19 protein-coding genes are annotated in these 21,362 nt (G+C 72.4%); 5 read left to right on the top strand and 14 right to left on the bottom strand.

Going from position 1 to position 21,362, the window contains the following annotated elements; translation table 11 throughout:
* From ACFVTX_RS06565 to ACFVTX_RS06545, 5 genes are all read right to left on the bottom strand, one after another.
* Entirely contained in the window at positions 1-423 is a 423-nt protein-coding gene (locus ACFVTX_RS06565; protein ID WP_386898783.1) for a MaoC family dehydratase, read from the bottom strand.
* Complete coding sequence (locus tag ACFVTX_RS06560) at positions 423-869, bottom strand: MaoC family dehydratase N-terminal domain-containing protein (protein WP_386898782.1); 447 nt, start codon at positions 867-869, stop codon at positions 423-425. Before ACFVTX_RS06560 ends, ACFVTX_RS06565 begins: the two co-directional genes overlap by 1 nt.
* Positions 870-930: 61 nt before the next feature.
* Positions 931-1,575 (bottom strand): DUF937 domain-containing protein, encoded by a 645-nt coding sequence (locus ACFVTX_RS06555; protein ID WP_386898781.1) that lies wholly within the window; start codon positions 1,573-1,575, stop codon positions 931-933.
* Positions 1,576-1,724: 149 nt separating this feature from the next.
* Positions 1,725-3,167 carry a basic amino acid/polyamine antiporter gene (locus ACFVTX_RS06550; protein ID WP_386898780.1) on the bottom strand — a complete coding sequence of 481 codons (1,443 nt, stop codon included), beginning with the start codon at positions 3,165-3,167 and terminating at the stop codon, positions 1,725-1,727.
* Positions 3,168-3,254: 87 nt separating this feature from the next.
* Positions 3,255-3,893 (bottom strand): TetR/AcrR family transcriptional regulator C-terminal domain-containing protein, encoded by a 639-nt coding sequence (locus tag ACFVTX_RS06545; RefSeq protein WP_386898779.1) that lies wholly within the window; start codon positions 3,891-3,893, stop codon positions 3,255-3,257.
* 188 nt (positions 3,894-4,081) lie between these two features.
* Here ACFVTX_RS06545 and ACFVTX_RS06540 point away from each other — a divergent pair, with 188 nt between their 5' ends.
* Together ACFVTX_RS06540 and ACFVTX_RS06535 are read left to right on the top strand one after the other, a co-directional pair.
* Positions 4,082-5,386 (top strand): MFS transporter, encoded by a 1,305-nt coding sequence (locus ACFVTX_RS06540; protein ID WP_386898778.1) that lies wholly within the window; start codon positions 4,082-4,084, stop codon positions 5,384-5,386.
* A complete protein-coding gene (locus tag ACFVTX_RS06535) occupies positions 5,383-7,023 on the top strand; it encodes an amidohydrolase (RefSeq protein WP_386898777.1) in 1,641 nt (546 codons plus the stop codon). Before ACFVTX_RS06540 ends, ACFVTX_RS06535 begins: the two co-directional genes overlap by 4 nt.
* A gap of 154 nt (positions 7,024-7,177) precedes the next feature.
* On the opposite strand, the gene ACFVTX_RS06530 is transcribed toward ACFVTX_RS06535, so the two are convergent.
* From ACFVTX_RS06530 to gabT, 6 genes are all read right to left on the bottom strand, one after another.
* Positions 7,178-8,698, bottom strand: coding sequence for an APC family permease (locus ACFVTX_RS06530; RefSeq protein WP_386899399.1), 1,521 nt, complete (start codon positions 8,696-8,698; stop codon positions 7,178-7,180).
* A gap of 71 nt (positions 8,699-8,769) precedes the next feature.
* On the bottom strand, positions 8,770-9,645 hold the full coding sequence (locus ACFVTX_RS06525; protein WP_386898776.1) for a universal stress protein: 876 nt from the start codon (positions 9,643-9,645) through the stop codon (positions 8,770-8,772).
* 28 nt (positions 9,646-9,673) lie between these two features.
* The gene (locus tag ACFVTX_RS06520) at positions 9,674-11,101 is read right to left on the bottom strand and encodes a flavin monoamine oxidase family protein (protein WP_386898775.1); all 1,428 of its coding nucleotides are present in this window, start codon (positions 11,099-11,101) and stop codon (positions 9,674-9,676) included.
* 66 nt (positions 11,102-11,167) lie between these two features.
* Positions 11,168-12,637, bottom strand: coding sequence for an NAD-dependent succinate-semialdehyde dehydrogenase (locus ACFVTX_RS06515; protein ID WP_386898774.1), 1,470 nt, complete (start codon positions 12,635-12,637; stop codon positions 11,168-11,170).
* 108 nt (positions 12,638-12,745) lie between these two features.
* Positions 12,746-14,032 carry a Glu/Leu/Phe/Val dehydrogenase gene (locus ACFVTX_RS06510; RefSeq protein WP_386898773.1) on the bottom strand — a complete coding sequence of 429 codons (1,287 nt, stop codon included), beginning with the start codon at positions 14,030-14,032 and terminating at the stop codon, positions 12,746-12,748.
* A complete protein-coding gene (gabT, locus tag ACFVTX_RS06505) occupies positions 14,029-15,390 on the bottom strand; it encodes a 4-aminobutyrate--2-oxoglutarate transaminase (RefSeq protein ID WP_386898772.1) in 1,362 nt (453 codons plus the stop codon). Before gabT ends, ACFVTX_RS06510 begins: the two co-directional genes overlap by 4 nt.
* 180 nt (positions 15,391-15,570) lie before the next feature.
* On the opposite strand from gabT, the gene ACFVTX_RS06500 reads away from it, so the two are divergent.
* The gene (locus tag ACFVTX_RS06500) at positions 15,571-17,142 is read left to right on the top strand and encodes a PucR family transcriptional regulator (RefSeq protein ID WP_386898771.1); all 1,572 of its coding nucleotides are present in this window, start codon (positions 15,571-15,573) and stop codon (positions 17,140-17,142) included.
* A gap of 108 nt (positions 17,143-17,250) precedes the next feature.
* On the opposite strand, the gene ACFVTX_RS06495 is transcribed toward ACFVTX_RS06500, so the two are convergent.
* A complete protein-coding gene (locus ACFVTX_RS06495; RefSeq protein ID WP_386898770.1) occupies positions 17,251-18,690 on the bottom strand; it encodes a GH1 family beta-glucosidase in 1,440 nt (479 codons plus the stop codon).
* A gap of 161 nt (positions 18,691-18,851) precedes the next feature.
* Between ACFVTX_RS06495 and ACFVTX_RS06490 the strand changes: the two genes are divergently transcribed.
* Both ACFVTX_RS06490 and ACFVTX_RS06485 read left to right on the top strand, forming a co-directional pair.
* Entirely contained in the window at positions 18,852-19,040 is a 189-nt protein-coding gene (locus tag ACFVTX_RS06490; RefSeq protein WP_386898769.1) for a DUF1918 domain-containing protein, read from the top strand.
* A 33-nt stretch (positions 19,041-19,073) separates the two neighbouring features.
* Positions 19,074-19,844, top strand: a complete 771-nt coding sequence (locus ACFVTX_RS06485) for an SGNH/GDSL hydrolase family protein (RefSeq protein ID WP_386898768.1) — start codon at positions 19,074-19,076, stop codon at positions 19,842-19,844.
* A gap of 58 nt (positions 19,845-19,902) precedes the next feature.
* Here ACFVTX_RS06485 and ACFVTX_RS06480 read toward each other — a convergent pair whose 3' ends face one another.
* Complete coding sequence (locus tag ACFVTX_RS06480; RefSeq protein ID WP_386898767.1) at positions 19,903-20,397, bottom strand: FBP domain-containing protein; 495 nt, start codon at positions 20,395-20,397, stop codon at positions 19,903-19,905.
* A gap of 55 nt (positions 20,398-20,452) precedes the next feature.
* Positions 20,453-21,337, bottom strand: coding sequence for a hypothetical protein (locus tag ACFVTX_RS06475; protein WP_386898766.1), 885 nt, complete (start codon positions 21,335-21,337; stop codon positions 20,453-20,455).
* Positions 21,338-21,362: the final 25 nt, after the last annotated feature.

Raw genomic sequence — 21,362 nt, 5'->3', positions numbered from 1 at the left:
TCAGCCGAGCGCGACGCGAACCTGCGCCTTGCCGAGCACGGTGTCGTCGCCGAGCTTGACGGTGAGGTCGATGCGGGCGACCGTGGCCGCCTCGTCGAGCTGGCCGACCTTGGCCTGCACGGTGACGAGCGCGCCGTCGACGGGGTCGACGACGACGGGCCGGGTGAAACGCACCTGGTAGTCGGCGACACGGCCGGGGTCGCCCGCCCAGTCGACGACGGGCTGCACCGCGAAGCCCATGGTGAGCATGCCGTGCGCGAGCACGCCGGGCAGGCCGACCGAGGCGGCGACGTCGTCGCGGTAGTGGATCGGGTTGAAGTCGCCCGAGGCGCCCGCGTAGCGCACGAGCGAGTCGCGCGTGATCGGGAACTCGCGCTCGGCGACCACGTCGCCGACGGTGAGGCTCGCGAAGTCGGGGGCCATCAGTCTTCTCCTCGGATCACGAGCGTCGAGATGGCGGTGACGACGTGCTCGCCCGCCGCGTCGGTGATCGCCGTCTCAGCGGTGACCATCGAGTGCGCGCCGAGGCTCTTCACGCTCGTGACGGCGAGCGTCGCGGTGAGCAGGTCGCCCGCGACGATCGCGCGGGTCGAGGTGAAGCGCTGCTCGCCGTGCACGACGCGCGAGAAGTCGATGCCGGCCTCGGGGTCGGCGAGGAGCTGCGCGAGTGCGCGCTCCTGCACGACGACGCCGAAGGTGGGCGGGGCGACGACGTCGGCGTAGCCGGCGGCCGCGGCGGCCTCGGGGTCGAGGTTGATCGGGTTCTCGGCGAAGACCGCGCGCGCGAACTCGCGCACCTTCTCACGGCCGACGAGGTACGGCTCGACTGGCGGGAAGACCCGCCCCTGCAGCTCGGGGTTCAGTGACACCCGGCCAGTCTATGCGGGGCGGGTCGCCCGGTCAGCCGTTCGCGGCGGGCGGGCGGGAAGGTCAGCGCTTGCCGCCACCGAGGAGCCCGCCGAGCAGGTCGCCGAGCCCGCCGAGGCCGCCCGCCGAACCGCCCGAGCTCGAACCGCCCGACGACGCTCCGCCGCCGAGGAGGCCGCCGAGCAGACCGCCGAGGTCGATGCCGCCTGCGCCGCCCGAGCCGGAACCGGCACCGCCGCCGCCGAGGAGGCCGCCGAGCAGGTCGCCGATGCCGCCGCCGGAGGCCTGGCTCTCGGCCGGCTCGCTCTGCTTCTTCTGGAACTGCTGCGCGAGGAAGCTCATGACGATGGGTGCGAGGATCGGCAGGAGCTTGCCGATGAGGTCGCCCGCCCCGCCCTGCTTCGCGTCGAGCGCCTGCACGACCTGGTCGGTGCTGCCGCCGAAGACGTTCTTCACGATCTTCTCGCCGTCGGCCTCGTCGACGTCGGCGAGGTTCACGCCGCCCTCGACGAGCTTCGGGTCGTGCTTCGCGACGGCCTTCTCGAGCGACGCCGCACCGGCCGGGTCGGCCGCGTTCGCGCCCATGCCGGCGAGGAGGGCGGGCAGCGCCTGCCCGACCGCCTGCTTCGCGGTCGCCTCGTCGACGCCGAGCTTGGCGGCGATGTCGCCGATCGGAAGGTCGGCGATGATGTCGTCGATTGCAGGCATTCGGGTTCCCCATTCTGAGTCTGCGCGCCCCAGCCGGGCCCGCCGATTCACGGTATCGGGCGGAGCCGCATTCGCGGAAGAGGCGCCCTGCGCACGCGCCGTTCGGCCGCCCGCTGAGGCGCACGCGGATGCCACGTGGCATCCCCCGCTCAGATCGCGAGCCACCCCGAGGCGAGCCCGACGACCGCGACAGCCGCACCGCCGAACGCGACCGCGAGGACGACGACGTCGGCGGCCGAGGCGATGAACGGGCGCCCGTTCTCGCGGCGGGCGATGAAGTAGAGCAGGGTCGCAGGCGCCTGCACGATGAGCGAGATGAGGAGGAGTTCGAGCCCCGCCCCGAGCAGCAGGAACACGACGTACACGGTCGCGAGCGCCCCGATCACGAGCTCGACGACGCGTGCGCGTCGCGACGGGGCATCCGGCCCGTACCCGTCCGAGCGGATCGCGATCTGCAGCAGGTACCCGGCCGCGAAGAGCAGCGGCACGAGCGCGAGCGCGCTCGTGAGGTCGAGCGCGAAGCCGAAGGCGTCGGCCGAGAAGTAGGCCACGACGAGCACGAGCTGCGCGAAGATCGTCGAACCGAGGAGCGCCACCGTCGGCACGTCGCGCTCGCTCATCGTGGCGAAGCTGCGCGGGAAGTCGCCGTCGCGGGCCGCGGTGAAGACCACCTCGGCGGCCATGAGGGTCCAGGCGAGGTAGGCGCCGAGCACGGCGACGATGAGCGCGATGCTGACGAGCACGGCGCCCCACTCGCCGACCGCCGCCTCGAGGACACCCGCCATCGAGGGCTCGTGGAGGGCGGCGATCTCGTCGGCGGGCAGCACGCCGTACGACACGATCGTGACCGAGGCGAAGACGGCGAGCACCGCGAGGAACCCGAGGACCGTCGCCCGGCCGACGTCCTTCCGGCGCTTCGCGTGCCGCGAGTAGACGCTCGCCCCCTCGACGCCGAGGAACGCGAACACGGTGACGAGCATCGTGCCCCGCACCTGGTCGAACAGCGGCCCGGCATCGGGGCCGCCGAGGAGGTTCGCGGCGAACACCTCGGGGTCGAGCACGGTGAGCGAGATGACGATGAACACGACGATCGGCACGAGCTTCGCGACCGTCACGATGCGGTTGACGGCCGCGGCCTCGCGCACGCCCCGCCGCACGAGGAGGAAGGTCACCCAGAGCCCGGCGGTCGCGCCGAGCATCGCCCAGATCGTGTCGCCGTCGCCGAGCGCGGGCACCCACGCGCCCAGGGTCGACATGATGAGCACCCAGTAGGTGACGTTGCCGACGCACGCGCTCGCCCAGTACCCGAACGCCGAGAAGAAGCCGAGCAGGTCGCCGAACCCGGTCTTCGCGTAGGAGTAGACGCCCGCGTCGAGGTGCGGCTTGCGGTTCGCGAGCGCCTGGAAGGCGAAGGCGAGCATGAGCATCCCGGTGCCGGCGATCGTCCATGCGATGAGGGCGCCGACGACGCCCGTGTTCTCGGCGAAGCGCCCCGGCAGCGAGAACACCCCGGCGCCGACCATCGATCCCACGACGACCGCCGCGAGGCTGCCTGCGCCGAGCCGCACGGTCGTCGCCCGAGACTCCGACATCGCTCCCCCGTTCGACGCTCCTGCGCCGAACGCTACACCCGGTGCGGAGGGTTTCCGGCGTGGCCCCGGGCCCGGATTCGCCCCGGCTCAGCCTCGGATTCGGGCGAGTCGGCCGCGCAGCGAGTCGATCATGAGTTCGAGGCCGAGCTCGAACGCGCGGTCGGATCGCTCGTCGCCGTGCGGCGCGTCGGCGAGGAGGCGCCCGAGGGTCTCGGTCTCGGTCTCGTCGCCGGGCTTCCAGACGTCGTCGGGCGAGGCGAGGTCGAGGCCCATGCCGATGGCGAACGCGTCGAGGACGGCGACGACGCCGAGCACCTCGTCGTCGGGGAACCCGGCCGCTGCCAGCACCGTCGCGAGGTGGTCGTAGCTCTCGATGACGTACGGGTCGGTGATGGTCTTGCCGACGATGAGCGGCACCAGATTGGGATGCTTCGCATACATGCGCCGCTGTGCGCGCATGGATTCGGCGACGATCTCGGGCCAGTCGCCGTCGGCGCGCTCGGCGCTCGACCCGGCGTCGGCCGTTCCGGCGTCGCGGGAGATGCGCCCGCGCATGAGCTCGATGATGCCGTCACGGCCGTCGACGTGGTTGTAGAGCGAGGAGGCGGTGACCCCGAGTCGGCGGGCGAGCGCGTTGACGCCGAAGGGCTGGCCCGAGTCGACGAGCTCGAGGGCGGCGTCGGCGATGCGATCGACCGAGAGCAGGGGCACCTTGGGCCTGGCCATGTTCGCCTCCTCCGTCGGATGTCGCGGGCTGGGCGCCGGATGTCCCGGATCAGGCTATCCCTCTTCCCTTCGGGGGCACCCATCTGCATAATAAACGAACACCATTCACTTACCGCGTCGGGACACCCCCTGCCGACGCGATCCCCCACCGGCACGAGGACGTGCCCGCCCCACCTGGAGTACGAACCATGACCACCCCCGACCTCGGCGCGCGCGTGCCGCTGCGGCTGCCCACCGCGACCGCGACCTTCGCCATCGGCATCGCCGGCTACCTCGGCGTCAACCTCTCGCCGTACATGATCACCGCGCTGCAGAGCGCGCTCGGCAGCGACGTGCTCACCGCGAGCTGGATCGTCACCGGCGCCCTGCTCGCCACCGCCGTCACCGGGCTCGCGATCGCCCCGCTCTGCGCCGGCCCGCGACGCCTCCTCGTCGCCCGGACCGGGCTCGCGATCGCCGTCGTCGGCTTCGGCGCCGCCGCACTCGTGTCGGCGCCGGCGGCCGTGATCGCCGGTCTCCTCCTCGGCGGGGTCGGCGCCGGCGGTGCGGTCGCCGCCTCGGGCGCCGCCATCGCCGCATTCACCAACCCCGACCGCGTCGCCGGGTTAAACGGCCTCGCGAACCGGGCGATCGTGACCGTGATCCTCGCCGTCGTGCCGCTCATCGGCCTCGCGCCGATCGACGTGTTCGGTGCGCTCGCGATCTTCGCGGCGCTGTCGCTCCTCGTCAGCGGATGGCTCCCGGCCGCCCCGGTCGCGAACCCCGCCGCCGGAGCGGCGGTCGCCGAGGCCATGCCCGTCGAGGTCCCCGAGACGTCGGCACTCCCCGCGATCGAGGCCCGCGCCGCGGCATCCCCCCGCCCGGGCCGCCTCGCGACCGTCGCCGGCTTCGTGCTGCTCGCGACCTTCGCCCTCTGGGCCGTGAGCGAGGACTCGCTCTGGGCAATGGCGGGCGTCATGGGCGCCGAGCAGGCCGCGCTCACCCCCGAGGGCCTCGGCCTCGCCCTCAGCGGCGCCACCGCCGGCGGCCTCGTCGGCTCGATCCTGCTCATGGTCGTCGGCAACCGGCTCGGCCGGGCCGTTCCCCTCGTCGTGCTGCTCGTGCTCGGCGGCGTGCTGAAGATCGTCGAGGGCTTCGTCGCCGACCCCACCATGTTCATCGTCGTCTTCATCGCGTGGAACACGATCTACGCCGTCGCGTTCATGTACTTCGTCTCGACCTCCGCCGCGCTCGACGTCGATGGGCGCTGGTCTGGCCCGCTGCTCGCCGTCTACCTCGTCGGCTCGGCGCTCACGCCGGTGATCGGGGCCGCGCTCGTCGAGGCGTTCGGCTTCCAGGGCTTCGCGATCGTGCTCGGCGTCGCGAGCTTCGTGCTCGCCGTGCCCGCCGCCTTCGCCGCGCACGTCTCGACGCTGAACGAACGCGCCGAACGGGCCGCCGCCGCCACCGCCACCACCACCGCAGAACCCGCCACCACGGAGGTCACCGCATGAGCCGCACGCTCGTCACCAACGCCCGCATCTTCACCGCCAACCGCGCCGCCGACGGCGACGAATGGGCGGAGGCGCTCGTCATCGAGGGCGGCACCCTCGCGTACGTCGGGGATGTCGCGACCGCGACCCGTACGGCCGGCGACGACGCCGAGCGGATCGACCTCGGCGGGCGGCTCGTCGTGCCCGGGTTCCTCGACGTGCACACGCACCTGCACATGCTCGGCGACGCCCTCGGCCGGGTGCAGCTGCGCGACGCGCGCTCGCTCGGCGAGATCCAGGCGCGGCTCGCGGCCGCCCGCGACGCCGCACCCGAGGCACCGCGACTCCTCGGCGTCTCGTGGCTCTTCGACTCGGTGCCGGGCGGCGCACCCACCCGGCAGATGATCGACGAGGTCGTCGCCGACCGGCCCGTCTACCTCGACGCGAACGACCTGCACTCGACCTGGGTCAACACCGCGGGGCTCGCCGAGCTCGGCATCACCCGCGACACCCCCGACCCCATCGGCGGGCGCATCGGCCGCGACGCCGACGGCGAACCCGACGGCATGCTCTACGAGACGGCGACGCAGTTCTTCGTGTGGCGGTTCCTCGCCGAGCAGACCACCGACGCCGACCGCGACGCCGCCGCCGAACGCGCCATCGACGCCTACCTCGCCACCGGGGTCACGGGTGCGGCCGACATGGCGTTCGGCGAACGCGAGCTCGCCTCGATCGAGCGCGTCGCCGCGAAGCGCGGCGGGCTGCCGTTCGAGTTCGTCGCCTACTGGATCGTCGACAACACGGGAGACGAGGCGCAGAACCTCGCACAGGTCGCGCGTGCGGCGGAGCTCGCCGAGCGCACCGGGCAGGGCGACTCGCCCGTGCGCATCGTCGGCATCAAGCTCATCACCGACGGCGTCATCGACGCGTGCACCGCGGCGATGAACGAGCCGTACGCCGACGGCACGAACGAGGAGCCCATCTGGCCGTACGAGCACATGGCGCCCGTCGTCGCGGCGGCCGACGCCGCGGGGCTCCAGATCGCGCTGCACGCCATCGGCGACGCCGCGAGCTCCTCGGCCCTCGACGCGCTCGAGCACGCGATCGCCGTCAACGGCGAGCCCGAAGGCCGGCCGCGCCGCCACCGCGTCGAGCACCTCGAGTACGCCTCGCCCGGCACCGCCGAACGGATGGCCCGCCTCGGCGTGACCGCGTCGATGCAGCCCGTGCACTGCGACCCCGCGATCATGGACAACTGGATCGCCCGACTCGGCGACGACCGCGCCGACCGCGGCTTCGCGTGGGCCGAGTACCGCGACGCCGGGGCGTTGCTCGCCTTCTCGACCGACGCGCCGACCGCCCCGCACCAGGCGCTGCCGAACCTCTACATCGCGGCGACCCGCCGCTCGGCGCTCGACCCCGCCCTCGACGCTCTCTCGCCGCAGTACGCGCTGCCGCTCGGCGACGCCGTCGGCCACGCGACCCGCGACGCCGCAGCGTCGATCCGCGAGGAGCACCTGCGGGGGCGCCTCGCCGACGGGCTCGCGGCCGACTTCGCCGTGCTCGACGCCGACCCGTTCACGGGCGGCGACGCGGTGCTGCTCGAGGCACGGGTCATCCGGACCGTCGTCGGCGGGCGGACCGTGTACGAGGGGTAGGGGTCTCGAGACGCGTCCGACTCCGTCGGGCGCTCCTCGACCACCGGGAACTCCGACTCCGTCGGGCGCTCTTCGACCACCGGAAGAACGAACGAGGCCGCCCCCTGGTGTCGCAGGGGGCGGCCTCGTCATACGTACGGAGGGGACGCGGGCGTCACTCCTCCGCGACCGCGCGCGAGAGCGTCTCGCCGCGGAAGTAGGCCGGGCGCTTCCAGCGCTGCCAGAACATGATGACGACGCCCGACAGCAGGATCACCATGCCGAGCACGAACACGAGGCCGACGCCCGCGACGTTCGAACCCGAGCCGTACGCCGGGTCCATGCTGTCGATGAGGGTCGTGAAGAACAGCACCGACAGGATGAGGCCGCCGATGAACGGCGCGAACAGGCGGAAGAAGAAGTCGCGGCCCGAACGGAACCAGGTCTTCCGGAAGTACCAGACGCACGCGAACGCCGTGATGCCGTAGTAGAAGCAGATCATCATGCCGAGGGTCGTGATCGTGTCCCACAGCACGTCCTCGCTCACGAAGCGCATGACCGTGTAGAACACGGCGGCGACGATCGCCGCGATCACGGTCGCGTAGCCGGGCGTGAAGAAGCGCGGGCTGACCCGGGCGAACTTCGACGGCAGCGCGCCGTAGTGGCCCATCGCGAGCAGCGTGCGCGCGGGCGACACGAAGGTCGACTGCAGCGACGCCGCCGAGCTCGAGAGCACCGCGAGCGACATGAGGATCGCGAACGGGCCGAGGATGGGGCCCGCGAGGTAGAAGAACGCGTTCTCCTGGATCGCCTCGTTGCCGAGGCCGACGCCCTCGGCGCCGACGCCCGCGTACGCGAGCGAGCCCATGGCGACGAAGAGGTAGATCGCGACGACGATCGTGACCGTCAGCGTCGCGGCCTTGCCGGGCGTGGTGCGCGAACCCTTCGTCTCCTCGTTCATGGTGAGCGTGACGTCCCAGCCCCAGAACACGAACAGCGAGACCGAGAGGCCGGCGACGACGGCCTGGAACGAGCCGACCTCGAACGGGTTGAACCAGCTGAGCTCGACGGGCGTCGCGTCGAACGCGGTGCCGTTCGCGACGTGGACGAACGCCGCGACGCCGAAGCCGATCATGACGAGCAGCTGGAACCCGACGAGCCAGTACTGCACCTTCTGCGTCGTCTGCATGTCGCGGTACGAGATGAGCGTCGCCCCGAGGATGAAGACGAGACACGTGATGACGTTCACGAAGGGGTTCGCGACGAGGCCGGCGACCGCCGCACCGTCGCCGCCGAAGAACTCGACGATCTGCGAGAGCGCGAGGTAGAAGAACTCGACCGCGATGCCCGCGAGGTTCGAGAGCACCACCACGGTCGCCGCGATGAGGCCCCAGCCGCCCATCCAGCCGAGCCACGGGCCGAACGCCCGCGTCGCCCAGGTGAACGAGGTGCCCGAGTCGGGCATCGCGTTGTTGAGCTCGCGGTAGCCGAACGCGACGAGGAGCATCGGGATGAACCCGAGCAGGAAGATCGCGGGCAGCTGCGTGCCCACCTCGGCGACCGTCGGGCCGAGCGCCCCCGTCAGCGTGTACGCCGGAGCGATGCACGAGATGCCGATGACGATCGCGCCGATGAGGCCGACCGATCCGGCCGAGAGGCCCTTCTTCGAGAGGCCCGCGTCGGTGCCGTCGACCATCGCGCTCGCGGTCGTGAGCGGCGCGTGCGGCTCGCTGTGGTGTTCGTGGGGGTGCGTCATTGCGGAGTCTTTCAGTTGTTGGGTCGCGGCACGACGATCATCGGGACCGGCAGTTCGCGGAGCATCTTCGAGCCGGTGGACCCGAGGAACAGGCGGCTCGGGCTGGCGAGCCGGCTCGAACCGACGAGCACGATCTCCCCCGCGTGCCAGTCGAGCCCGCGCACGGACTCCTCGATGGTGGCGCCCGTCGCCGTCGAGACGGTCGCCTCGACGCCCTCGGGCAGCGCCCGCTTCGCCTCGAGGAGCACCTCGTCGGCGTGAGCGGTGCTCGTGAGGTCCGCGAGCTCCTCGTCCATGCCGTTCGGCAGGTCGATCGGCACGAGCGAGAGCAGGCGCAGCGGTGCGTGGGTCGCGCGACCCAGGCGAACGGATGCCTCGAGCACGGCGCTCGCCCCGGCGCGCAGGCCGATCGCCGCGGTGATGCGGGTGACGCCGAGCGACGTCGACACCTCTCGGGAGCCCGCAGGGGCGATGGCGACCGGGACATCCGAGGCGTGCAGGAGCGCGCTCGCCACCGAACCGATGCGCGACCGCCCGAGGATGGCGCCGCGGGCGGAGCCCACGACGATGAGCGACGCGCCGAACTCGTGCGCCGAGTCGACGAGGCCCTCGGCGAACGACTCCGCGTAGCGGATGTGCAGCGACTGCGGGATGCCGTCGCCGATCTTCGCGCTCGCCTCGGCGAGCCAGTGCTGCGACCGCTCCTTCACGTGGCGCTCGTAGCCGGGGTCGCGGGGCACGACGCCGCCGCGCGCCTCGATCGGCAGGATCATGACGACCTCGAGGAACGCCTCGGTCGCCGCGGCCAGCCGGGCGCCGAACGCGAGCGCGTCGGCACCCGAGTCGTCGGCCGTGTAGCCGACGACGATGCGAAGGGAATCGGTCATGCTGCGTGCTCCGTTCAGCTCGCCGGGCTCAGCCCGCGAGGATCTGCCCGGCGACGAGGCGGCCCATGCGGATCGCGCCGTCGACGTGCTGGTAGCCCTTGCCCGCCATGTCGGAGCAGGCGAAGTGGATCGGGCCGACCGCGTTGCGGAGGTCGGCGCCGTACCGCGCGAGGCCGCCCATGTCGAAGCTCGCCGCGTACGCGCCGCGGGTCCACTCCTCGCTGCCCCAGTCGCTCTCGTAGTAGACGACGGGGTTGAGGGCCTCGGGGCCGTAGTAGTGCGACAGCGACTCGAGGATCTTCGCCTTCCGCTCCTCGGCGGAGAGGGTGAAGACGCCGTCGGCCTCCTCGTCGGAGACGAAGCCGACGAGCGTGCCGCGGGTGTCGCCGTGGTTCGTGTTGTCGTACGCCTCGTGCGAGAGCTCGTACGGGCTGAACGCGGTGCCGCTCAGACCGGCGGCGCGCCAGAACGGCGTCTCGTAGACGGCGTGCACCTTGATGACGAAGCCCATCGAGAGGTGCTGGTGCAGCTGGTGCTGGCGGCGGGGCAGCGGCGGCTCGTACGAGATGCGGCTGTACAGGATCGGCGGCACGGCGAGGATGACCTCCTGCGCGTGCACCTCGAGGGTGTCGGTCACCGCGACGACGCCGCCCGGGTTGCGGCTGCCGTCGGCGGCGAGGCCCGCCCAGCGGAGCTTGCGCACGGGCTGGTTGAGGCGCACCGCGTCGCCGAGCTTCGCCGCGAGGCCGAGCGGCACCTGCTGCAGGCCGCCGACGACGCGCGCGTCGAGGATGAAGTCGGCGTCGACGAGGTTCGAGAAGGAACCGGCCGATGCGGCCATGAGCAGCGCCTGCAGCGCGCTGAACGCGTGGGTCGGCTTCGTGAGCATCGCGCCGGCGATGAACATGCCGATGTTGAGCTTCGCCTCTTCGTCGTCGGTCTGCGTGCCGAGCCACTCGGCGAAGGAGATCTCGTCGAGCTCCTTCGCGCGGGGGTGCGCCCACGGGGCCTCGGGGTCGATCTCGGCGACGAGCTCGTCGAGCTTCTCGATGAGGCCGACGATCTCGCCCTCGGTCTTCGCCGGCACGGGGAAGATCTCGCCCTCGAAGAGGCGGCGCTCGCCGTCCTCGGCGATGTAGACGTTCTTGCCCTCGCGGTAGCGGGTGTAGGTCTCGAGGCCGAGCTCGGCGATCGTCTCGATCAGGGCGTCCTGGTCGGGCGAGACCCACTGGCCGCCGATCTCGAGCATGGCGCCGTCGACGTCGCCGGTCCAGAGGCGGCCGCCGACGCGGTCGCGGGCCTCCAGCACGACGACCGACTTGCCGGCCGCCTTCAGCTTGGTGGCGGCGGTGAGGCCCGAGGCCCCCGCGCCGACGATGACGACGTCGGTATCGATGCGTTCCATGTGCTTCTCGTTTCGCTTTCGCTGGTCTTTCGGATGGGCGGCGACCCCCATGGGGTCGGGCCCGAAAAGGGGCGAGCGGATGCCGCGGGGCGAGCCCGTGGCATCCGCTCGCGTGGCTCAGCTCACCGGGATGAGCGTGTACTTCGTGTCGAGGTATTCGTGGATGCCCTCGGCGCCGCCCTCGCGGCCGATGCCCGACTGCTTGATGCCGCCGAAGGGGGCCGCCGCGTTCGAGACGAGGCCGGTGTTGAGGCCCATCATGCCCGTGGCGAGCTTCTCGATCATGCGCTGGCCGCGCGCCAGGTCCTGCGTGAAGACGTAGGAGACCAGGCCGTACTCGGTGTCGTTGGCGAGGCGGATCGCCTCGTCCTCCGAGGAGAAGGTGGTGATGCCGAGCACCGGGCCGAAGATCTCCTCCTTGAGGAGGCGGGCGTCGGCCGTGACGTCGCCGAGCACGGTCGGCGCGTAGAAGGTGCCCGCGCCGCCGATGACGGTGCCGCCGGTGAGGATCTTCGCGCCCTTCGACACGGCGTCCTGCACGAGCTCGTCGGTCGTGGCGACCGCCTTGTCGTCGATCAGCGGGCCGATGTTGACCCCGTCCTCGGTGCCGCGGCCGACCGAGAAGCCGGCGACGCGCTCGGCGACGCGCTTCGAGAACTCGGCGGCGACCGACTCGTGCACGATGAAGCGGTTCGCCGCGGTGCACGCCTGGCCGATGTTGCGGAACTTCGCGAGCATCGCGCCGTCGACCGCCTTGTCGAGGTCGGCGTCCTCGAAGACGACGAACGGGGCGTTGCCGCCGAGCTCCATCGAGGTGCGGAGGATGCCGGTCGCGGCCTGCTTCATGAGGGCGCGGCCGACCCCGGTCGAACCGGTGAAGCTGAGCTTGCGGAGGCGCGGGTCCTCGATGATGGGACCCGAGACGGCCGAGGAGGTCGACGTCGCGATGACGTTGACGACGCCCTTGGGGAGGCCCACCTCTTCGAGCAGCTGCACGAACGCGATCGTCGTGAGCGGCGTGAGTGCCGGGGGCTTGATGACGACGGTGCAGCCGGCCGCGAGCGCGGGCGCGATCTTGCGGGTCGCCATCGCGAGCGGGAAGTTCCACGGGGTGATGAAGAACGAGGGGCCGACGGGGCGCTGCGAGACGACCATGTGGCCGGTGCCCTCGGGGTTCAGGCCGTAGCGGCCCGAGATGCGCACGGCCTCTTCGGAGAACCAGCGGAGGAACTCGCCGCCGTAGGCGACCTCGCCGCGGGCCTCGGCGAGCGGCTTGCCCATCTCGAGGGTCATGAGGAGTGCGAACTCCTCCTTGCGCTCCTGGAGGAGGTCGAAGGCGCGGCGCAGCAGCTCGCCGCGCACGCGGGGCGCGGTCGCGGCCCACTCGTCCTGCACGGCGACGGCGGCGTCGAGCGCCTTGAGGCCGTCGGCGACGGAGGCGTCGGCGATCTCCTTGATGGTGTCGCCCGTGGCGGGGTCGATGACGGCGAGGGTCTTGCCGCCCTCGGCCGGCACCCACTCGCCGCCGATGAAGAGGCCGGTCTCGACCTTGTCGAGCACCGTGGCTTCAAGCGTTGCGTTCGTCATGTGTGACTTCCCGTTCGATTCGTGCAGTTGTGCGATGTGCTGCGGGTCCGGATGCCTCCGAGTCGCCCGATCCCGAATGGAGCGGGCGACTCGGGGAAGGAATCCGGATCAGGGGTAGAGGCCGCGCAGCTTGTGCGCTTCGGCGACGCGCTCCACCGCGAGCGCGGTGGCGGCGGTGCGGAGCGACAGGTTCCGCGAGTTCGCGTAGCCGAGCACGTGCTGCCACGCGCTGAGCATCCGCTCCTCCAGTCTGGCCTCGACCTCGTCGACGCGCCACCAGTAGGCCTGGTTCGCCTGCACCCATTCGAAGTACGAGACGATCACGCCGCCGGCGTTCGCGAGGATGTCGGGAACGACGAGGATGCCGCGCTCGCGCATGATGCGGTCGGCCGCGGGCGTGGTCGGGCCGTTGGCGCCCTCCACGATGACCTTCGCCTGGACGCGGGCCGCGTTGCCCTCGTGCAGCACGCCTTCGACGGCGGCGGGCACGAGCAGGTCGACCTCGATCTCGAGCAGGGCCGCACCGTCGAGCGCCTCGGCGCCGGTGAAGCCGACGACCGCACCCGTCTCGCGCACGTGGGCGCTGAGCGCCTCGATGTCGAGGCCGGCGGCGTTGAACACGGCACCGTACTGGTCGCTCACGGCCTGCACGGTGACGCCCGCCTCGGAGAGGAACCGCGCGGCATCCGCACCGACCTTGCCGAAGCCCTGCACGGCCGCGGTGGCCTGCGACTGGGTGATGCCGGCGTGGCGGAGCGCCGCGAGCGCGATGTGCGTGACCCCACGCGACGTCGCGCTCGCGCGCCCCTGGGAACCGCCGAGCGCGATGGGCTTGCCGGTCACGATGCCGGGCACCGTGAATCCGCTGTTCACGGAGTAGGTGTCCATGATCCAGGCCATCGTCTGCTCGTCGGTGCCGATGTCGGGCGCGGGGATGTCGCGCTCCGGGCCGATGATCGGCAGGATCTCGCTCGTGTAGCGACGGGTCACGCGCTCGAGCTCGGCCTTGGAGTGCTCGCGGGGGTCGATCGCGATGCCGCCCTTCGCGCCGCCGTACGGCACGTCGAGCAGGGCGCACTTCCAGGTCATCCACATGGCGAGCGCCCGCACCTCGTCGATGTCGACGTTCGGTGCGTAGCGCAGGCCGCCCTTGGCGGGGCCGCGGCTGAAGTTGTGCTGCACCCGGTAGCCGGTGAACAGCACGGTCTCGCCCGAGTCGCGGCGCAGCGGCACGGCCACCGTGAGCTCGCGACGGGGAGTCGCGAGCATCTGGTGGGTGCCCTCGGAGAAGCCGAGCAGGCCGATGGCCTCGGCCAGCTGCGAGCGTGCGTCGTCGAGCGGGGTCGCGATGGGAGTTGCGTGGGCGGCGACGACGTTGTCGATCACGGTGCTCATGCCTGCTTGAGACCCTCCGCGACGACGCCGAGGGCCTCGATGAGGAGCTCGTCGGAGATGGTGAGCGGCGGGAGGAAGCGGATCACGTTGCCGTAGGTGCCGCACGTGAGCAGGATGACGCCCTGCTCGTGCGCGTACTTCGCGACCTTGCCCGTGAGGGCGGCGTCGGGCGCACCGGTCGCCGGGTCGACGAGCTCGATCGCGACCATGGCGCCGCGGCCGCGGACGTCGCCGATGCGGGGGTCGGCCGTGCGGAGGGCGTTCAGGCGGCCGATCAGCACCGAGCCGATCTCCTTGGCGCGCTCGATGAGGCCGTCCTCTTCGTAGGTCTCGATCGTCGCGAGCGCGGCGGCGCAGGCGATGGGCGAGCCCGTGTAGGTGCCGCCGAGGCCGCCGGCCATGGCGGAGTCCATGATCTCGGCGCGGCCGGTGACGGCCGACAGCGGCAGGCCGCCGGCGATGCCCTTCGCGGTGACGATGACGTCGGGCACGATGCCCTCGTGGTCGCTCGCGAACCAGGCGCCGGTGCGGGCGAAGCCGGTCTGCACCTCGTCGGCGATGAAGACGACGCCGTTCTCGTTCGCCCACTCGACGAGCGCGGCGAGGAAGCCCTGCGCGGGGACGATGAAGCCGCCCTCGCCCTGGATGGGCTCGATGATGATCGCGGCGAGGTTCTCGACGCCGACCTGCTTCTCGATCTGGAGGATCGCGCGGGCCGCGGCCTCACGGCCGTCGAGGCCGCCGTCGCGGAACGGGTAGCTGAGGGGGGCGCGGTACACCTCGGGCGCGAACGGGCCGAAGCCGCTCTTGTACGGGATGTTCTTCGCGGTGAGCCCCATGGTGAGGTTCGTGCGGCCGTGGTAGGCGTGGTCGAACGCGACGACGGCCTGCTTCTTCGTGTAGTGGCGCGCGATCTTGATCGCGTTCTCGACGGCCTCTGCGCCCGAGTTGAAGAGGGCCGAGCGCTTCTCGTGGTCGCCGGGGGTGAGCTCGTTGAGCTTCTCGGCGACGGCGACGTAGCCCTCGTACGGCGAGACGGTGAAGCAGGTGTGGGTGAAGGCGTTCAGCTGCGCCGAGACGGCCTCGACGACGCGCGGGGCCGAGTTGCCGACACCGGTGACGGCGATGCCCGAGCCGAGGTCGATGAGCGAGTTGCCGTCGGCGTCGACGACCACGCCGCCGCCTGCGGCGACGACCGAGATGGGCAGGGTGTGGCCGACGCCCGCGGCGACGGCCTGCGCCTTGCGGGCGATGAGCTCCTGCGAGCGGGGGCCGGGGATCGCGGTGACGAGACGGCGCTCCTGAGCGAGTGCGGGGCCGCCGGGGATGGTGGTGGCCGGGGTGTCGACGAGGGTCATGGCTGCTCCGATGCAATGTGACGACGGTGGCTGATGCGTCGATGGTAGGTCGGGCAGGGCGGATGCCACGGCGCCCGCGTGTACACGAAGCATCCCCTTCTTCGACATGGCGTACACTCTGGGTACCGCTCAGGCGGAACCAACGACCCGGCCCCCAGCGCCGTCGCCCCGAGGAGTCCCGTGAAGCCGACCGTGCAGACCCTGCTCGACCGCCCCGAGCTCGCCCTCGGGCTGCTGACCCCCGAAGGCGCCCTGCCCGACGGCGCCCTCGACGCCCCCGTCGTGTGGGCGCACAGCTCCGACCTCGCCGATCCGACCCCGTTCCTCGACGCCGGGCACGTGCTGCTGACGACCGGCACCCAGTTCGCCGAGCGCGGGCCGTCCGATGCCGAGCCCGCCGGGGCCGACGCCGAGTTCGCGGAGACGTACGTGCGCCGCCTCCGCGAGCGCGGCATCGCGGCGCTCGGCTTCGGCACCGAGGTGATCCGTGCGGGCACCCCCGAGACGCTCGTCGCCGCCTGCCTCGCGCAGGGGCTGCCGCTCTTCGAGGTGCCCTACCGCACCCCCTTCATCGCGATCGCCCGCACCGTCGCCGACCTCATCGCCGAGGACGCGTACGCACGGCAGGCGTGGGCGCTCTCCGCGCAGCGCGCGATCTCGCTCGCGGCGCTCCGCCCCGACGGACTCTCGGCGACGCTCACCGAGCTCTCGCACCGGCTCGGCACCTGGGTCGGGCTCGTCGACGCCACCGGCTCGCTCGACCGCGAGGCCCCCGAGGGCGGGCTCGCTCAGCCCGCCCTCGGCGAGGTCGTCGGCGAGGCCCGCACGATGCTGCGCCGCGGCCAGCGCGCGAGCCGCACCCTGCTCGCCGCCGAGTCGACCGACGCACCCCAGCGCATGACCCTGCAGACCCTCGGCGGCGGCGGGGCGCTCCGCGGCGTGCTCGCGATCGGCGACTCCGCCGAACTCGACCAGGCCGGCCGCGAGGTCGTCACCTCGGTCATCGCGCTCGCGGGCCTCGCCCTCGAGCAGAACCGCGACCTCGACCGCGCACGCGGACACCTCCGATCGGGGCTGCTGAGCGGCATCCTCGCCGGCGACACGACCCTCGCCGAGCGCGTCTCGGCCGAGATGTGGGGGCCGCTGCCCGAACCGCCGCTCCGCGTCATGGTGACCGACGCGCCGCTCACCCAGGCCGACCGCCTCACCGAACTGCTCGAGCTCCGCGTCGAGGAGCGCGGCGGGCGGCTGTTCTTCGGCCGCGACGACGAGCAGCTCGTGCTCCTCGTCGAAGAGGCCGACGCCGCTCTCGCCGAGGAGATCTCGACCGAGTTCGAGGTGCCCGTCGGCGTCTCCGACCCGGTCGGCGGCGGGGCCGTCGCGCAGGCCCATGAGCAGGCGATGCGCGCGCTCGAACGGGCCCGCGAGGGCGGACCCGTCGTCGTCGCCTTCGATGAGATCAGCCGTCAGGGCGTGCTGGCGTTCCTCGCGCGCACCGACGCCCGTGCCGTCGCCCGCGCGACGCTCGCCCCCCTCACCGAGCACGACGCGGCGAACGGCACCTCGCTCGTCGTGACCACCCGCACCTGGCTCGAGCACGGCGGGCAGTTCGACGCGACCGCGCAGGCGCTCGGCGTGCACCGCCACACCGTGCGCAGCCGCATCGCCCTCGCCGAGCGGCTCCTCGGCCGCGATCTCTCGGGGTTCCACGCGCGCGCCGACCTGTGGGCGGCACTGCTCGCGGTCGAGTAGGCGCGCTGACGCGCGCCGCCTCGCCGTAGCTTCGGAGATCACCACAGGATCGGCCGCTTCGAGTGCGAGGCTCCGAATCGGTGGCGATCTCCGAAGCTGCGGCGCTCGTCAGCGCGGCTGCGCGGCGATGAGGTCGCGGTACCAGGCGAACGAGTCCTTGGGAGTGCGTTCGCCGGTCTCGAAGTCGACGTGCACGAGGCCGAACCGCTGCGTGTAGCCCTGCGCCCACTCGAAGTTGTCCATGAGCGACCAGGCGAAGTAGCCGCGCACGTCGACGCCCTGCTCGATCGCGTCGGCGACGGCGCGCAGGTGGCCGTCGAGGTAGGCGACGCGTTCGGCGTCGTGCACGGCACGGGCGCCGTCGGATGCCACGACCACCTCGTCGACGAACGACGCCCCGTTCTCGGTGATGACCACGGGCGGCAGCGCGTCGCCGTAGTCGCGGCGGAGGCCCACGAGGAGCTCGGTGAACGCGCTCGGCACGATGGGCCAGTCGAAGCCCGTGAGCGGCGTGCCCTCGGGCGGAGCGACCGGCTCGAACGGCAGGCCGGCGGCAGCGAACTCCGAGTCGGCGGCGGGCGCGGCCACGTACGTCGGGTTGTAGAAGTTCACCCCGTAGAAGTCGAGCGGCGCCGAGATGAGCTCGAGGTCGCCCTCCTCGAGCCCGGGGAACTGCTCGAGCCCGAAGGCCGACAGGTCGGGGTATGCGCCGGTGAGCACGGGGCCGGCGAAGATGCGGTTGTAGATGAGGTCGAATGCGCCCGCGGCCATGAGGTCGGCGGGGGCGTCGCTCGCGGGCACGACGAGGGTGTGGTTGTTCGTGATGCCGACCTCGGCGGGGCCCGACCGCGAGCCCGAGCCCGCAGCCCGGATCGCCGCCACCGCGAGCCCGTGCCCGAGCAGCTGGTGGTGCACCGTCGGCAGCGCGTCGAGCATGAGCTGCCGCCCGGGCGCCTGCGTGCCGAGGGCGTAGCCCTCGAGGGTCGTCATCGCGGGCTCGTTGAGGGTGATCCACCGGCCGACCCGGTCGCCGAGCCGGTCGAGCACGAGCCCGACGTAGTCGGCGAACCGCAGTGCGGTGTCGCGGACGAGCCAGCCGCCGGCGTCTTCGAGCGGCTGCGGCAGGTCCCAGTGGTAGAGGGTGGGCAGCGGTGCGATGTCGGCCTCGGCGAGCGCGTCGACGAGCCGCTCGTAGTAGTCGAGGCCCGCGGCGTTCGCGGGGCCGCTGCCGCTCGGCTGCACCCGCGGCCAGGCGATCGAGAAGCGGTAGTCGCTCGCGCCGAGCTCGGCGAGCAGGGCGACGTCGTCGGCGAAGCGCCGGTAGCTGTCGGCGGCGACGAGGGCGTTCGTTCCGTCGATGACGTTGCCGGGCACCGCGGTGAAGGTGTCCCAGATGCTCGGGCCGCGCCCCGCGGCATCCACCGCGCCCTCGATCTGGAACGCGGCCGTCGCGGCGCCGAAGCGGAAGCCCTCGGGCAGGCGCAGCGCGGACGCCGCCGCGGCCGGCTCGGCCGTCGTCGCACGCGTGGTCGGGGCATCCTGCATCATGAACCTCACTGTCCGTCACCAACTGGGACGCTTGACCCAGTTCGACCCACCCTAGCGGGCCGGACCCGCCTTCGGAAGGGCGGATGCAGGTCGGGGCGGGCCGTCGCCCCTTCCCGCTCGCGATGCCCGAGCGTACGCTGGAGGCGTCGAAGGGGGTTGCGATGAACGCGACGGTCGGCGAACGCCTCGTCATCCACGGCAAGCAGGTCGGCCAGACCGACCGGCACGGCGAGATCCTCGAAGTGAGGGGCGAGAACGGCGGGCCCCCGTACCTCGTGCGCTTCGACGACGGCCACGAGACGCTGCTCTACCCGGGCGCCGACTGCGAGATCGAGCACCCCGCGAGCTGAGCCGGGGAGCCGACACCGCGCTACCGTGGAGGCATGTTCCATTCGTATGCGGCGATCGGCGACAGCTTCACCGAGGGCGTCGGCGACGAACTCCCCGACGGCAGCGTGCGGGGCTGGGCCGACTTCGTCGCCGTCGGGCTCGCGAAGCACGCCCGCGAACCGATCGGCTACGCCAACCTCGCGATCCGCGGCCGCAAGCTCGGCCCCATCATCGACGAACAGCTCGAGACGGCCATCGCCCTGAAGCCCGAGCTGCTGAGCTTCAACGGCGGCGGCAACGACATGCTGCGCCCCCGCATGGACGAACAGGCCACCGCCGTCCGCTTCCGCGAGGCGATCCACCGCATCCGCGGCGCCGGCATCCACGTCCTCATGCTGAGCGGCGCGAACCCGACCGACCACCTGCCGATGGGTCGCGTCTTCGACAGCCGCGGCGCCCGCCTCACCACCGCGCTCGTCGACCTCGGCTCGCTCGACGGCGTCACCTTCGTCGACAACTTCAACGACCGCGGGCTCCGCGACATCCGCTACTGGTCGCCCGACAAGCTGCACCTCAACGCGCTCGGCCACGCGCGCGTCGCGTCGAACGTGCTCACCGCGCTCGGCGTGCCGGTGCCGGTCGAGTGGGGCGTCGAGGAGGTCGCGGCCGCTCCCCCGGGGCCGCGCAGCCGCAACACCGCCGCGTACTACCGCGAGTTCGTGCTCCCCTGGATCGGACGCCGCCTCACCGGCCGGTCCTCGGGCGACGGGCGGGTCGCGAAGCGGGCGACGCTCGAGGCGGTCGACGCCGACGCGATGCGCTGAGGCGCGGGCGCGGGCGCGGCTGCGGCCGCACCGGTTCCTGCACCCGCCGCAGCGCCCGCTACGCCCCGAGCACGTCGGCCACGAAGGCCCGGGTGCGCCGCGCGAGCCCCTCGATGCGTTCGAGCTCGTGCGCGCTCGGCAAGACCTCGGACGGCGCCGGCGGACGGCCCAGCCGCACCGTCTCCTGGCAGCCGAGGTCGCCGCAGATGTAGGTGCCGATGCTGTCACCGCGGGCTCCCGCCGCACCCGAGCGACGGGCCGAGAACAGCGAGACCTGGTCACCGGGCTGGTGGGTGTGGCAGAGGTTGCAGACGGCGGCGCGGTGCCGCGAACCGGTGCGCTCGGCGCTGCGCAGCACGATGCCGGCGGGCTCGCCGTCGAGCTCGGTGACGAGGTACCCGCGCGAGGAGATGCGCGGGTCGCGCCACGCGAACGCGTCGAGATGCGCCCACTCGGTGACGAAGAACTTCACCGGCAACGAGAGCTGCTCGAGCTCCGAGGCGTCGGCGTTGCCGAACACCGCCCGGACTTCGGACTCGACCAGCGGCTGCATGCATCTCCCCTCGTGCGACTCCAGTCTACGAACGGGCTCGCGAGGCGGGGCATCCCTAGCGCGCGACCGGGCGGTTCGACCACTCCTCGTAGGTCATCCGGTCCGACGCGGGCGGGTCGATGAGCACGAGCTCCCACGTGACGCCCTCGCTCTCGGCCGACCAGGAGATGACGACCACGTCCCGCTCGCCCATGCCGTCGGGCCGGTGCGGCCCGAGTTCGGTGGCCGCGTACTGCACCATGATGCCGTGCTCCTCGAAGCGCTCCCGCGAGGCGCACTCGCCGCGTTCGACGAGGCTCGTGCCCACCGGGACGACCGAGAGGCAGACCTGGTCGATCCCGTTGAGGTACGCCCAGAAGCCACGGCCGAGCACCTCGTCGATGCGGCGCACGGTGTCGGCCTGCGCGCCGAGCGCGACGGTGAGGTTCTCGTCGTCGTGCTCCTGCGGCCGGTCGAACACGGCCAGACCGCGCGGCGGGGTCGCGACCGAGATCACCGCGATCGCACCGGTCACGGCGAATCCCGCGAGCACCGCCGCGATGGCGAGCCCGCTCGCGACGCGAGTGCCGAGTCGGCCTGGCCGTCGAGTGCCGGTCGCGGATGCCACGGGGTGCCCTGTCTCCGGGGCATCCTCCATCGCGGCGCGGGCGACGACTCCGGCTGCGGTGGCGTCGCCACCGTCTGCGGCCGGTTCGGTTCCGGCATCGGGGCGCGCGGATGCCTCGCCGGGCCGCCGCTCGTCGGGACCTCCGGCCTCGGCACGGGCCGCCGCGGCCGTCGCCGCCCGCGCCCGCTCCCGCTCGTCGGCATGCCGAGCGAGCTCGGCCTCGACCGACTCGAGTTCGTCGGCGGCGCCCGAGGCGAATCCCTCGGGAGTGCCGTAGACGATCCGGCGCAGGGCGTCGGCCCGCGCCTCGAGTTCCGCGTCGTCGCTCGTCAAGGCCCCTCCGATGCCGACGCTAGCC

The sequence above is a fragment of the Agromyces sp. NPDC058136 genome, assembly GCF_042884375.1.
Classification (GTDB): Bacteria; Actinomycetota; Actinomycetes; order Actinomycetales; family Microbacteriaceae; genus Agromyces.
The sequence above is the reverse complement of the archived record's forward strand: the minus strand, read 5'-3'. Positions and strand labels throughout refer to the sequence as shown.